Origin of the sequence: Paenibacillus sp. FSL L8-0470 (genome assembly GCF_038008625.1) — a bacterium.
In the GTDB taxonomy this organism is placed as follows: domain Bacteria; phylum Bacillota; class Bacilli; order Paenibacillales; family Paenibacillaceae; genus Paenibacillus_AQ.
This window is the reverse complement of the sequence record NZ_JBBOZM010000001.1, coordinates 3,419,411-3,432,731: the sequence shown is the minus strand read 5'-3', so window position 1 is coordinate 3,432,731 and position 13,321 is coordinate 3,419,411. Positions and strand designations below refer to the sequence as shown.

Annotated in this window: 11 protein-coding genes and 1 pseudogene; 2 read left to right on the top strand and 10 right to left on the bottom strand. The window is 50.0% G+C overall.

Going from position 1 to position 13,321, the window contains the following annotated elements; all coding sequences use genetic code 11:
* The first annotated feature begins 241 nt into the window (after positions 1-241).
* Together NST99_RS15640 and NST99_RS15635 are read left to right on the top strand one after the other, a co-directional pair.
* Entirely contained in the window at positions 242-979 is a 738-nt protein-coding gene (locus tag NST99_RS15640) for an AzlC family ABC transporter permease (RefSeq protein ID WP_341092898.1), read from the top strand.
* Complete coding sequence (locus tag NST99_RS15635) at positions 970-1,296, top strand: AzlD domain-containing protein (protein WP_341092896.1); 327 nt, start codon at positions 970-972, stop codon at positions 1,294-1,296. Before NST99_RS15640 ends, NST99_RS15635 begins: the two co-directional genes overlap by 10 nt.
* Positions 1,297-1,324: 28 nt before the next feature.
* Here NST99_RS15635 and NST99_RS15630 read toward each other — a convergent pair whose 3' ends face one another.
* The 10 genes and pseudogenes from NST99_RS15630 to NST99_RS15585 all read right to left on the bottom strand — a co-directional run.
* Positions 1,325-2,248, bottom strand: coding sequence for an alpha/beta hydrolase (locus NST99_RS15630; protein ID WP_341092894.1), 924 nt, complete (start codon positions 2,246-2,248; stop codon positions 1,325-1,327).
* Positions 2,249-2,336: 88 nt separating this feature from the next.
* Positions 2,337-2,744 (bottom strand): MerR family transcriptional regulator, encoded by a 408-nt coding sequence (locus tag NST99_RS15625; RefSeq protein ID WP_341092892.1) that lies wholly within the window; start codon positions 2,742-2,744, stop codon positions 2,337-2,339.
* A gap of 246 nt (positions 2,745-2,990) precedes the next feature.
* Positions 2,991-4,316: a hypothetical protein gene (locus tag NST99_RS15620; RefSeq protein WP_341092890.1), complete on the bottom strand. Its 1,326-nt coding sequence runs from the start codon at positions 4,314-4,316 to the stop codon at positions 2,991-2,993.
* Positions 4,313-5,401, bottom strand: a complete 1,089-nt coding sequence (locus tag NST99_RS15615; RefSeq protein WP_341092889.1) for a DUF58 domain-containing protein — start codon at positions 5,399-5,401, stop codon at positions 4,313-4,315. Before NST99_RS15615 ends, NST99_RS15620 begins: the two co-directional genes overlap by 4 nt.
* Positions 5,402-5,404: 3 nt before the next feature.
* Complete coding sequence (locus NST99_RS15610; RefSeq protein ID WP_341092888.1) at positions 5,405-6,382, bottom strand: AAA family ATPase; 978 nt, start codon at positions 6,380-6,382, stop codon at positions 5,405-5,407.
* Between the two features lie 94 nt (positions 6,383-6,476).
* Entirely contained in the window at positions 6,477-7,568 is a 1,092-nt protein-coding gene (locus NST99_RS15605; RefSeq protein WP_341092886.1) for a GerAB/ArcD/ProY family transporter, read from the bottom strand.
* Between the two features lie 21 nt (positions 7,569-7,589).
* Positions 7,590-8,750: a Ger(x)C family spore germination protein gene (locus NST99_RS15600; protein WP_341092884.1), complete on the bottom strand. Its 1,161-nt coding sequence runs from the start codon at positions 8,748-8,750 to the stop codon at positions 7,590-7,592.
* A complete protein-coding gene (locus NST99_RS15595; protein WP_341092883.1) occupies positions 8,747-10,195 on the bottom strand; it encodes a spore germination protein in 1,449 nt (482 codons plus the stop codon). The genes NST99_RS15600 and NST99_RS15595 overlap by 4 nt, the downstream gene beginning before the upstream one ends.
* A 145-nt stretch (positions 10,196-10,340) precedes the next feature.
* Complete coding sequence (locus tag NST99_RS15590; protein WP_341092881.1) at positions 10,341-11,324, bottom strand: aldo/keto reductase; 984 nt, start codon at positions 11,322-11,324, stop codon at positions 10,341-10,343.
* A gap of 122 nt (positions 11,325-11,446) precedes the next feature.
* Positions 11,447-12,625: pseudogene (locus NST99_RS15585) on the bottom strand (right-handed parallel beta-helix repeat-containing protein); the annotation flags it as partial.
* Between the last annotated feature and the right edge of the window lie 696 nt (positions 12,626-13,321).

Sequence of the window (13,321 nt, the reverse complement as noted above, 5' to 3'; positions counted from 1 at the left end):
CGGGACTTTTTCGTGAAGTTAGTGCACAGATTACATTACTTGAAGCAAACAGATGATCTCTCCATCAATCACTTCTTCGCTGACTTTCTTGTTCCCCAATGCCTCATGCATGCCTCAAGCCGATTCATTATCAGGTATTACAGAAATAATACCCTTGCAAACCACCGTTAATTGTTAGATATTAATATAATCTGTTTTTATTTCATCTTGATGATTCCATTGATAAAAAGGAGGAGCAACCATGAAACTGGAGCCTGTACAGGCGTCAGAAACTATTGACGTACAGGGCAAGGAGGAAAGCTTCCTGCAGGGAGTTAAGGATTGTATCCCCACTTTGCTCGGATATTTAAGTATCGGCTTTGCCGCCGGGGTTGTCGAGAAAACGGCCGGTCTTTCCATCGCTGAAATAGCTATGATTTCCATCATTCTCTACGCCGGTTCCGCCCAATTCATCGCGGCGGGAATGATAGCCGCAGGAAGCACGGGGGCCAGCATCATCATTACGATCCTGCTTGTGAATCTGCGCCACCTGCTGTTAAGTGCTGCGTTGTCCCCTTATTTCCGCCACCTCACACCCATGAGAAACCTGCTGATAGGCGCACTCTTAACCGATGAAACCTTTGGTGTCGCCATTCAGGAGAGTGCGAGAAAAAAACACATCAGCGAGAAATGGATGCATGGACTTAATGTCACCGCCTACCTGAATTGGTTGTTCGCGAACCTCGCAGGTGCTGTTCTGGGACAGTGGATCTCAAGCCCGGAGCAGTGGGGACTGGATTTCGCGCTTCCGGCTATGTTCATCGGACTACTGGTACTGACCATACTTAGTAGAAACAAATATGCACTGGATCTTATTGTAGGAGCTATTGCCGTAGTGGTTACGGTCGGTGTCTCCATCCTGTGGTCGCCTAATTTCGGTGTGATCGCTGCAGCTCTAATTGCACCTACGATAGGGTTGGTAATGCAAAAATGGAAATAAGACTGGATATCTTCTTGATTATCTTCGGAGCCGCATTGGTTACGTTCATTCCGCGGGTACTTCCGATGATGCTGCTAAGCCGGATCACCATTCCCGAATGGGGGATGCGCTGGTTGAGTTATGTACCCATTGCGATTATGTCAGCGCTCGTCGCCCAGGAGCTGTTCATTAAGGAAGGCAAATTCACTTCACTGTCATCGAATGTGGAACTGATCGCCGCCTTGCCCACCTTCTGGGTGGCCATAAAGACGCGCAGTTTGCTGGGAACCGTGCTTACCGGGGTTCTCTCACTCATGCTTCTGCGCTTGTTACTGTAACTCCTCGTGATTGCTGTTATCAGGCAAGTTAGCTGTTTTTTCCCCAGATTCTCCCTGTATGGCTGCCGATGTTCATGATCGCCTGCTGCGCTTCGGGCAGCAGGGCGGCCATGAATTGAAATACACTCCACATGTTCTTCCATACTTCCAGTGTAACCTCTACTCCATCAGCACGTGCGCGATCGGCCAAACGTTCCGCATCACTGAGCAGCACTTCTTGATCGCCAACCTGAATGTACAGATGGGGCAAACCGTGCAGATTGAGCCGTAACGGAGAGAGTATCGCTGGCTTCTCCCCGGAAGAACCTCCTAAGTAATCCTCCAGAATTCTCTGATTGCCCTCCCGGCTCCCCGTAGGATCTGAATCAGCCAAACTATCATAAGAATATCCGTCCAAATGTACGAGATCACTATGCGGCGAGAGCAGAAACGCCCCTGCAGGCAGCTTCTCCCCTGCATCCCGCACACTGATCATTGTCATCAAAGCCAGAGTGGCCCCTACCGAATCGCCGCCAAGGATAATGTCATCCGGCGAATATCCCTCCGCCAGCATCCAGCGGTATGCATTGAGGCAATCTTCATTTGCGGCCGGATAACGATGCTCCGGGGCAAGCCGATATTCCACTGTAAGTACAGGAACACTGCAGGCTGCAGATAATCTTGCTGCCAGATCACGATAGATCTCACAGTTCCCGGAGATAAACCCTCCTCCGTGAAAATATAGGATTGCTCGTTTTCTTCCTTCCGTTTCAATGCAAGGAGCGATGACCCATTCAGCAGCGAACTGCCGGATCGTTACTCTCTTCACTTGAACATCACCCGGAAGCGCCGGCAATTGCTTGGCAGCTTCGGCCATTTCAGAACGAATTTGCTCTGCCGGCTTTCCTAAACTGCTTCCTGTTTGTTTTAAGAAGCTTTTCATAGCTTGAAGCTGTTCGATCGGTGTCTGCATCCTATTCATTCCTCCTACAAGGTTTTGTCTGGATTGTAAACCCTGTAGTATGGTACGCAGTCAAGAGGCAATCTGTATTCTAGGTTCTTTATGGCTCCATCTTAAGAATATGCAAGGTTTCCTGCACCCCCGGATGTCTCTCGGCAGATTCGAGGTTGCTCTTCAGATCGCCTAACAGCGCCTTCGTCTTTTCCCGCTTTGATATTTCGAGGTCAATGCTAATGACTTTCTGCTCAATAACTGCGATAAAATCAGCGATCCCGATACTTCCGTCTGCCGACTTCACCAGTGCCTTCTTGATCTCTCTCAGCGTAAACCCGCAAGACTTGGCATTCTGGATAAAGACGATTCGATTCAATGTCTCTTGCGTATATTGCCGGTAACCGGATGCCGTCCGCTGTGGTGCCGGAAGCAACCCGTGCTTCTCATAATATCTAAGCGTTTCAATATTCACGTTAGCCTCTTTTGCCAGCTCCCCGCGCAAATATCGGGCCATCCTCTCCACTCCTCTCCGTATCCAACTATATAGACTGAACTTATAATTCTTCTATTTTGGGAATGACCGTGACTACAGAGAATGTTTGGACTTCCGGCCGCTGTTAGGTTTGGATTTCCTGAAATAACCGCGAATCGCGGTAGAAATCCAAACCTAAAGGCGGACGCTGTCGCTCCTGCAGTTCCAAAATTCCCCTCCGCCACTTTTCCCTACATGTAATTCTCAAGTTCAATCTATATATGAGATTTATTTCAGCCGGTCCTTCAAAGCTGAAACTTCAGCTGCCTGCGGCTCCTCCTCTCCGTATCTCGCCTGATTGTAAAGCCTAAGCAAACCTTCCGGAACTGCCGGGGTATTGCTGTCTCCATTACGGCGGCGGTTCTTCCCACCAGTCCATTCCTCCACATCCGCTCCCGTCTCTTGTGGAGTAAGAAATCCTTTCACTTCATATCCTTCGTTCCGATTGCCGTTAAGCCAACGGCGATACATCCAGCGTACCCGCTCACGGCCTCCATCCATTCCTTCCCAGCGGTCACTGTGTCTACGCAGCTTCAACCGGCTGCTCCAGTAATCCCGAATGCCTTGCACAGTCTTTCCCCAGGCGAAGATGCTCTCTTCTTCATCCTGAAAGGCATGATGCTCCTGCGGCGTTTCTCTCCGCAGCATGGACAGCAGGGCATCCAGTGCTCTGCGCAGCACTCCGCCTGTATTTCTGTAAAGCCAACGCAAGCCATAATAAAGCAAAGCTAGAATTGCCGCCGCTCCAATGGCATAAAACAAGACTTCGAAGATCATTGCCAGCAAACCCGGTTCATGAGTCTCGGCCGGAGGCAGCTCTAGTGGCTGCGCCGGAGGAGCAGCTTCAGGCTGAATCGGCTCCTCTGTTCCGTTAAACAAGGCGATGATCCAGTTCAAAAACATCCGGACTGTATTCCATAGAAGCATGCCTACAGCTTTGCCCCCGCCTGCCGCAAGCAAGCCGGCCACGACAATAAACAGCAAGACAAACATCCGGTTATGCCGTCTTATCCCTGCAGGCAGGCGCGCAGATTCACCGGCAAAAGAGCTGTAGCGAAGAAAGCTGGTATTCGTATCCAACAGTACTAATACCAGACACAGACTTCCACACCAGGTTAACAAGGACAGGTTGGACTCAAGTACAGGAATCCGGGTATTGATGATTGTAGCTGTAAAATAAACGGCAATTCCGGCAATGTACATTCCATTCCGGTTATTCCGGGAAGCGGCAGTCATCCCCAGATAAGCAAACAACACGCTGCAAGCAATAAAAGGAAGTGCAAAAATGGACAATTCACCGAATAAAAATCCTGACGCCACCCCCAGTAGAAGAGCGGAAAGCAGCTGCTTCCACTTCCGGTTGCATAAATGCCGCAGCAGCACCCCGGCCAGCGCCAGGAGAGGCAGAATGTACATCCATGGAAGGACAGCCTGCCCGGACTGCTGGTAGCTTTGAAGCAGAACCCATACCGGAAGAAATAGAAGCCATTCTATGAGACAAGCCAGCCATAAAGTCATAGACACTTTCATTCGGGGACCTCTAGCAGTGTTCATGCATACTCTCTCCCCTCATCCGGAATGTCGAGCCATTCCACTCCATTTCCCAGCAGTCTTAACTGCTCAGCTGCCAGCTCAAGCTCTGGGCCCCGGTGACAGGTAATAATCAGATAATCATTATCTTTATGCCCTTCTTCAGCTACTAACTCCAGTAGTCTTGACATAGGCAGCGTCCTGTCCAGGTTCAGCCGGGCCAAGAGCCCCAGTACATCCTCAAGTTGGCCCATCGGGTCTGCAGTCACCGGCTCCCGTTCACCTCCACCGTCCATTCTCCCGTTGCTAAGCAGCCCGGTGTCGATCCCGTGCCCTACTGCATATTCTGCTATCGTCGCTGCATAACGGATTCCCAGCTCAATTCGTTCCTTATCTGTAACGGTTCTCCACATGGAGTCACTGATCTCAACATTCAGACAGAGGAACAGCCGGGAATCGGCGGTGTAATCTTTTTGATGCACCTGCATATGCCCGGTTCTGGCCGTTGCCTTCCAGTTAATAGACGCAAGCGAATCCCCTGGACTGTACTCTCGGGTTCCGGCCGTCAGAAAAGGATCTTCAATAATCCATCTTTTGACCGGCAGTTCTCCCAGCCAGCTGTGTATCGGCAGAGGTAGCTCATAAAGGTCTATAATCTCCGGATAAACCAGCAGTTCCAATTGCAGGGAAAACGCCTTGCTGTTCCGGCTCATGCCAAAGAGGTCTCCGGTGGTCATCGTGACGCTTTCCAGCTTGAACAAGCCTCTTTGCTGACAACGGACTTGATGGCGACGTTTGATATGGCGGTAAGACCTCAGAAAAAACATACTTACGTGGTTCTGATAAATCTCCCCGCTGCTGACACCGAGATTCTCCTGGCTGCCGAACTCCAGACCCCGGGCTATGCTGGACTCCAGCCGCAGCCAGGGCAATGGGAGCAGCTTATTGTTGGCTATCTCCTCAACCATCTCCACCTGCTCTCCTTCATAAGCGGTTTTGGCCGAGAAATAGCGGGTGTAGCTGACTTTCTTCAGCGCATGCCGCTGATAGACAGCAGAAATCAACAGCAGCATCAGGAGTGTGCTGAGGATGAACCAGGGCAGTGCCATCTCTTACTCCACCCTTCCGCCGCTTGTAGCCGGGAGCGGCTCTGCCGGCACCTCCACTTCGCGCAGCTTCTGGAGCACCAGCTCTACCGCTTGCCCCTCCCGGGACCCCGGGCCGCGCTGCAGCACCAGCCGGTGGGCAAGGACGGGAACTGCCACTGCCTTGATATCATCCGGAATCACATAATTCCTGCCTTGAATCAATGCATACCCCTGGGAAGCACGCAGCAAGGCGAAGCCAGCCCGCGGGCTGGCTCCCAGCTTAACCCCCGGTGCAGTGCGGGTCGCTTCGACGATCCGGATCATATAAGCCAGCAAATCGTCACTGACATTCACTGCAGCCGTAAGCTGCTGAATCTCTTGAATCTGCCGGGCGGTTGCTACCGCAGTCGTGTGATCAAGCGGATTGTTCTGGCGGAACCGCTGTAGAATATGAACCCCTTGCTCAAAGGTTGGATAGCCGGTCATGATCCGCATCAGAAATCGGTCAAGCTGCGCTTCCGGCAGCGGGAAAGTTCCCTGACTGTCAACCGGATTCTGTGTAGCAATGACGAGAAACGGCGCTTCCAGCTCATGGGTCACACCATCGATCGTAATCTGCCGCTCCTCCATGCATTCCAGCAGGCTGGACTGGGTCCGCGGCGTGGCCCGGTTGATCTCATCGGCCAAGAGAATGCCGGCGAATACCGGGCCCGGACGGAATTGAAACTCCCCGGTCTTCTGATTATAGTAGTTGATGCCGCTTAAGTCAGAGGGCAATAAGTCCGGAGTGAACTGAATCCGCTTGAACGTACAGTCCAGCGAGCGGGCCAGTGTTTTGGCGAGCAGCGTTTTGCCTGTGCCCGGAACATCCTCCAGCAGCACATGTCCATTGGCGAGCAATGCTGTCAGCAGAAGGTTCACACCTTCCTCTTTGCCGACAATTACTTTAGCCAGATTGACTCTTATCGATTCTATTAATTGAGTTGCTTCTTGAAGATTCATAAATCAGGCACCATCCCATCGCTTTAGTGGTATGTATTAATTCCTAATCATACCAGAAAGCGCCTCCAATTTATAATAGATAAGTCTCCTGCGGTTATGTGGACGCCGTACTTATCTTGGAGCGGATGAAAGCAACAATGAAGTAATACACGGGGATGCATTCCACAATCAGCCAAATAATCACAGTGCCAAAGGCATTGTAATTCTTGTTGAATTGAGTGACATTGAGCGAATACAGATAGGCAATTGTGATCGAACCGATCGTCAGGAAAGGGATCATCACTTTTTTTGCTTTCTGCTTGGTCAAGTACAAAGCACATTTATGCGCTACATATATCAAAAAAGCGCTGTGTATAAACATCGAAGCAGACCAAAGCCCGATGAGCAGCGGGTCCGAATTGCCCTTTAAATCATCATGTGAAGTACTGCGGATCAATTGCAAATAAGGAAATTGAAGCTCCTTGCCAAAATGCGGGCCAAAATTCAGTATGGTCATCACCCAGATAATGAGTACGGTCAACATCACCGCAATTCCCGCAGCAATCAACCGTTTCAGCATTTTGTTGCTGATTTGGATATCCGGGGCAATAAACAATAACACCACCCATTCTCCGTACCAGGACGTTGTCATAATTGAATCCTTGAAGGCAACGCCTGGATCAGGGTAATGAAACAAAGCAGGAAGCATCGAGAAATCAGCGTTGGACAGAAACAAATAATAGCTAAAAGCGGTGGATAAAAGAAAGATCAGAAATATCCCGTCGGTCATGTAGGCCATCGTCGAAAAACCTAGGTATGCCGTATACATAATCACCAGCCCAATTACAATCTGAATAAACAGCGGTGGTGTCCCGCGCAAATAATTTGCACCGAAGAACAATACGAAATTTTCAATATCAAAGGAGACATAATAAACACACCAGATCAGCAGCAGAAGAACCATTACCCCATGCAGCCATTTGCCCATAATCTCCTTGCCAAAATCGACCCACACCTCTCCGGGTTTAAGCATCCCCACCTGAACCGTACAAAAAAGCGGAATGATTCCGAGCCCACAGCCTGCAATAATCGGAATCCAGCCCTGGAAGCCTGAGGTTGAGAGTAAACCCGGAATCAAAAACATCGAGCTCTGTGAGCCTAGAAAGACAACTGTAAAGCGGAACATCTGCCATTTGGATGTAGTCATAACGTCTCCTTGGAAATTCATTTATCTCTCCGAACCAAAATCTTCGATTGTGAAGTCAGCCGTTACCTTAATCTCAGCATTAGCGTAATAATCAGTCCAGCGTTCACGGAGCTTATTCCACGCCTTCGGATATTTCCATTCCACCACCATTCCAAGCTGTAGAACGTCAACCTGTGCCTCTTGAACAGACCGGACCGAATTCGAAATTTCTTTTACAATCCACTCCTGCAGTTTTCTTTTTATTAAGGGACTAAGATCATTAGCACTACGCCCCTCGGAGTCTTCAAGAAAAGTAATACTTGCTCTCCCTTTCACCTTTATTTGAAAGACAGGGCCTTCGCTTGTCATTTTCACAGTTCTTGAGGCGGAGTTGCTTTGGAATATAGCGCTGGCGGAACCCTTACCTTCCTCATCCCAGGTTATCGTATATTCAGGCAGCTCCAATCTTCCGGCCAGACGTCCCGCCCCCCATGCCAAAGCCCTGCTCTGCTTTACATCCAGAATCCCCTTCATTTTAGCGTCCTGGAACAGCATAACCCCTTGCACACCTGCCCAATACTCCGTTTTCCCTTGCTCGCTTGTTTCTTCTTTCTTACCGAATGACAGATAATTCATCGCATACCCCATATCTGAGGCTTCAGCTAACAGGCAATCCTTAACGCTTGTACTGAACAGGATATTCTCATTCGCAATATTCATCAGCACCTGGTCGGGATTCTGTTCGAACACAGGAGTTAACTTAAAAATATCTTTGGCTTTCCCGGGAGCAGCCATGATATATGTGTCCAGGGGAAATTCAGGTTTTCTTTCGAACCATTCCAGCACCTTCCCGATTCCCTGCTGGGCATATTCCTTTCCCAAGACGACAATTTTGATATGGGAGATCTCCAAATGGCGTGAAAGATCTTTTTGAATCATGATAGTCGCATCCTGAATAGTACGCGCGGTCTTTGAGACCAAAGTGTAGGCTTTGCCGTCTCCGGTTCCGCTCCCTGCTTGCGTACCTGACATCAGCCTATTGGGTAGAGGTGAGCTGATGGATACCTCAACTGTTCCGGGTTCTTTGCCAACATCAATATATAATCCATAAATAAAAGTCAATTCATCGAGCTCCACCTTAGACCAGCAGCCAGTCAGATTCAGCAGCATTAGGATAATGACGGCTTGCTTTATAAGTTTCATTGCCGCTTCTGTCTCCTTTGATTCTTCCTGTCTGTAAAGGATGTGCTGCGCTTATTCATGAACGGGGTTGGAACACGAAGCAGTGTATCCTTCCAATCCTGTAATACAAGTGGAGCGACCGGCTGCAAATAAGGAGTTCCAAAGGATTTAAGGTTGGCCAAATGGCCGTAAATCATAAAAGCAGCCACAAATACGCCCAATAACCCCATCGTTCCACCCAGGATCAGGAGCACAAAACGCAGTAATCTGAAAGTCAAACCCAGCTCCAAATGGGGAATGATATAAGAAGCAATCCCGGTAATGGAAACGACAATAACCATCGGTGCAGAAACAATACCCGCTTGAACCGCAGCCTGCCCAATTACGATACCGCCAATGATGGATACCGTCTGCCCTACTGGCTTAGGAATCCGGGTTCCTGCTTCTCTAAGTGCTTCAAAGGTCAGCTCCATGATCAGCGCTTCGGTCAAGGCAGAGAAAGGGATGTTTTCTCTTGCCGCGGCAATGGTTATCAAAAGATCAGAAGGAATGATCTGCGAATGAAAGGTTGTAATCGCAACATACAACGCAGGCAGCAGCATGGATATAATAGAAAAAAAGAAGCGGACCAGCCGGATCCAGCTGCCAGCATAAAAGCTTTGGTAATAATCCTCGGAGGATTGCAGCAGTGAGAACAAAGTTACCGGTGTCAGCAGAGCGGATGGAGTCCCATCCTGCAGCAGTCCCACCCGCCCTTCCATTAAAGAGGCTGCCACTGAGTCAGGGCGTTCTGTATACTGGAACACGGGAAAAGGCGAGAAGCTCCCCTGTTTCATATGCTCTGCCAAATAACTGATGCCAAGTACACCGTCGATCGACATTTTGCGTAACGTATCTTCTATTGAAGCCAGAAGCTCAGGCTTATACAGGCCTTCGATATACACCACATACACATCGGTTTTTGTATATTTGCCGATAGAGAAATGTTTGGTCTTTAGATCGGCATGTTTAATCTTGTGGCGCAGCAGCGATAAATTGGTGTCAATATCTTCGATGAAGGCCTCCTGGGGGCCGATGACAACCAGCTCGTTCTGTGATTCCGATACGGAACGTTTCTGATAGTGGGCAATCTCGAAATAATATAAATAGGGCAGCCCTTCGATACAGAGGACCGGATTGCCGCTGACTATCAGCTCTACCGCCCGATCGGAGTCAAATACCTTAATATAAGGAATGGCAAAAGCAGATCCCCGGTCGAGCCGTTCCAGAAAATTCGGCCAATCCGGTTCGGAATTCGCTTCGGATTTGAGCGGTGATGACACAAACTCCTGCAGGCTCAGTGTATCTACAATGGACGGAATATAGACCAGCATGCAGGTATGACCATATACGATAATAGACTGGTATACGGCATCGCTGCATCCTGTAAGCTGCTCTTTTATATTCTCCAGTATGCTGGCTGTCATCTCGCTTCACCTCCTCTGATCTTTAGAGAATCATACTTAGTTTTCCAATAGTTCATGAAGTTATGCATCTATTCCCTTTCCGCTCGCAGCACAAAGAGCCTGCTCACCAGCAGGCTCTTAAGGTTAATGCATCATGGGTAAAGATTCAGTTCAATCCCCCGATTACCGGATGCGGGATATACGGTTCTTCCAGTCTGCGGACTTCTTCCGGGGTCAGACGAAGGGACACCGCTGCTGCAGCATCCTCCAGGTGCGCCATCTTGGTGGCTCCGACAATCGGAGCGGCCACAGGTTTCTTCTGGAGCACCCAAGCCAAGGCCACCTGAGCACGCGGGACAGCCCGTTCCTCGGCGATTTCCTTCACCCGAAGTGCGACAATCCGGTCCGCCTCTTCCATTTGTGAATAAAGCTGCTTGGCGAATTCATCGCGCTCGGAACGGGGGCTCGATTCTTCCCAGTCCCTTGTAAGGCGGCCGCGGGCCAACGGACTCCAGGGAATCACGCCGATGCCTTCCGCTTCACAAAGCGGCAGCATTTCCCGTTCCTCCTCACGGTACAGCAGATTCACATAATTCTGCATGCTGACAAAACGGGTCCAGCCATGCTGCTCTGCAACGTACAGCGCCTTGAGAAACTGCCAGGCATACATGGAGGAAGCTCCGATATAACGGGCTTTCCCCGCCTTCACAACATCATGCAGGGCCTCCATCGTCTCTTCGATAGGCGTCTGGTTATCCCAGCGGTGGATTTGATACAAGTCCACATAATCCGTTCCCAGCCGCTTAAGACTGTGGTCAATTTCACTAAGTATCGCTTTGCGTGACAACCCGCCGCCATTGGGTCCCGGCCGCATTCTGCCGTGCACCTTGGTGGCAATGACCACTTCATCGCGGGAGGCAAAATCCTTCAGCGCCCGCCCAAGTATCTCCTCACTGGTTCCGTCCGAATATACATTGGCAGTATCAAAGAAATTAATGCCCAGCTCCAGCGCCTTTTGGATAAACGGACGACACTCCCGCTCATTCAGTGTCCAGGCATGCGACCCGCGTTCAGGAATGCCATAACTCATGCAGCCGAGGCAAACCCGCGAGACATCCAGACCGGTAGATCCCAGTTTCACATATTCCAAGATCAACAACTTCCTCTCTATACCAAATGTAATAATAGCCATTCCACTATAGTATAGCGCCGTTAACCGAGAAATAAAAACGCTCTTCCATCCAGTCCGGTTTACCCTCCTTGCTATAAAGATTACTGCAGCGTAGCTCCGATATTCGTGCCGCTTGGTGTGCCCGAGCCAATGAGGTCACTGCCGCTGGCCAGTTTCAGGAAGTTGCCGAGTGTGAAGGAACCATCCGCATTTCTGACGACTGAAGGAGTCAAGCTGGCGAAGTCGGTACTGCTCGCGGCCAGTCCCTTGGCATTCGTGCTGGCATTGCTCTTCCACCAGACATTGGTGCTGAGAACATCTGTACCGCTGGTTTTGTCACTGGAGCCGCCGGCAAAGCTCAGATTATTGGTAAACTGGTGTGTCCCTGTGTCAAAAGCAAAATTGCTTTGCCCATTGCTCCAAGAGGTATTGCCAGTAAGCTGAATGGAGCCCGGATTGCTATTGTAGGTGAAACCATGTTTTTTATTCTGGAAGGCGATGCTGTTCTGCACAATATGATTCACAGAAATTTTCTCCCCGCCCAGCTTGAATCCGTTGCCGTCACTGTTTGCCGTGCTGCTTCCATCTGAGGTTTGGCCATTTTTGTAGGCAATGCTGTTCTTGATCGTCACTACGCCAATCGGGCCTGTTTCCGATTTGGTATATAAATCCCAGCCGTCATCTGTATTCCATGCGGCAATACACTTGTCAAAGACGTTGCCCGGTCCAATCGTCAGCTTGGCGGCAAAACCATCAGCATCCTCCCCGTTGTCCGGGTCGAAATTGTCGTGGGAGTATACTCCGATGATCTGGTTATAGCTGGGCCAGTCGCTCATATTGGAGAGTGAGGAGGAATAGCGGCTAATCTGCAGCCCTGAATCCCGGTTATGGTGCATTTCTACATTCTCAATGATATTATAATTGCCGCCAATGAAGATCCCGTTATCTCCGGCACCTTTGATCTCAAGCCCCTTTACCTTCCAATAATGGCCATAAATCTGCAGTCCGCGTTCAGTAGACCCAAAGGATTCGGCGAAGAAATCAAGCACTGGTTTTTCGTTTCCGTAAGCCACAATATTTTTGCGCAAACTGGTGCTTCCGCTGTTCTCCCGTTCAATTGTCACTGGAGCGGAAAAAGTATAGGTTCCCCCGCGCAGATAGATAGTCTCTCCCGGGGCTACTCTGGTAATAGCTGAAGCCAGGGTCGTAGGACTGCCGATGGTTCCGGCATTTCCGGCCGCTCCATTCGGTGAGACATACAGTGAACCCGTTGCCGGAGTGGGTGCCGTTGTTGGTGCCACGGTTGGTGTTGGTGTAACGGTTGCTGTTGCTGTGGGTACAACTGTCGGAGTAGCCGATGGTGCTGGAGTAGGACTGGCCGTAGCCGTCGGTGCCACGGTTGCAGTTGCGGTAGGTGAAGGAGTTGGTGTCGTGGAATCCATAGTAGAAACAACTACATTGTCGAACTTGGCTGCTGTTTTATAAGCGACCAGTCCGATACCGCCGGAAGTCAAGTTGTTATCGTGTGCATTCAGTTGCAAGACATTATTCACATAAAAGTTGATCGTGCTTTCGCTTAGCTCTAGCTTAACCGTGTACACTGTACCGGCAGTGACAGGAAAGTCCGTTTTAGTGGCAAGTGTAGTGCTGGAGCCGCCGACCTTCTTTCGGATTTCCAGCGTACCTCCATTGCTGTTGGATAGCGAAGCCGCGTAATAATTATTGCCATCTGTATAACGGCCGCAGAGATAAGTGCGGTTTGTGCCGTTAAAGTTGTCAATTTTAACATCTGCCTGCACGCTGTAGTCAGTCCAGCTACTGTTTCCCGCCGAGGAGCGCCCTTCCGTATTGCCCGATTGATAATAGACATGAGAGCTTCCTTCCTGCACCACTGTCCATGAGCCTGACGTATGGGTCCAGCTGCCGGCATTGCCGGATTCAAAATCATCACTGAAGATGCTTGCCGCTTGAACAGA

What these genes read in the sequence shown, in the direction of transcription:
- NST99_RS15640 (WP_341092898.1), top strand. Translation starts at nt 242, where the DNA reads ATGAAACTGGAGCCTGTACAGGCGTCAGAAACTATTGACGTACAGGGC.
- NST99_RS15635 (WP_341092896.1), top strand. Translation starts at nt 970, where the DNA reads ATGGAAATAAGACTGGATATCTTCTTGATTATCTTCGGAGCCGCATTG.
- NST99_RS15630 (WP_341092894.1), bottom strand. Translation starts at nt 2,248, where the DNA reads ATGCAGACACCGATCGAACAGCTTCAAGCTATGAAAAGCTTCTTAAAA.
- NST99_RS15625 (WP_341092892.1), bottom strand. Translation starts at nt 2,744, where the DNA reads ATGGCCCGATATTTGCGCGGGGAGCTGGCAAAAGAGGCTAACGTGAAT.
- NST99_RS15620 (WP_341092890.1), bottom strand. Translation starts at nt 4,316, where the DNA reads ATGAACACTGCTAGAGGTCCCCGAATGAAAGTGTCTATGACTTTATGG.
- NST99_RS15615 (WP_341092889.1), bottom strand. Translation starts at nt 5,401, where the DNA reads ATGGCACTGCCCTGGTTCATCCTCAGCACACTCCTGATGCTGCTGTTG.
- NST99_RS15610 (WP_341092888.1), bottom strand. Translation starts at nt 6,382, where the DNA reads ATGAATCTTCAAGAAGCAACTCAATTAATAGAATCGATAAGAGTCAAT.
- NST99_RS15605 (WP_341092886.1), bottom strand. Translation starts at nt 7,568, where the DNA reads ATGACTACATCCAAATGGCAGATGTTCCGCTTTACAGTTGTCTTTCTA.
- NST99_RS15600 (WP_341092884.1), bottom strand. Translation starts at nt 8,750, where the DNA reads ATGAAACTTATAAAGCAAGCCGTCATTATCCTAATGCTGCTGAATCTG.
- NST99_RS15595 (WP_341092883.1), bottom strand. Translation starts at nt 10,195, where the DNA reads ATGACAGCCAGCATACTGGAGAATATAAAAGAGCAGCTTACAGGATGC.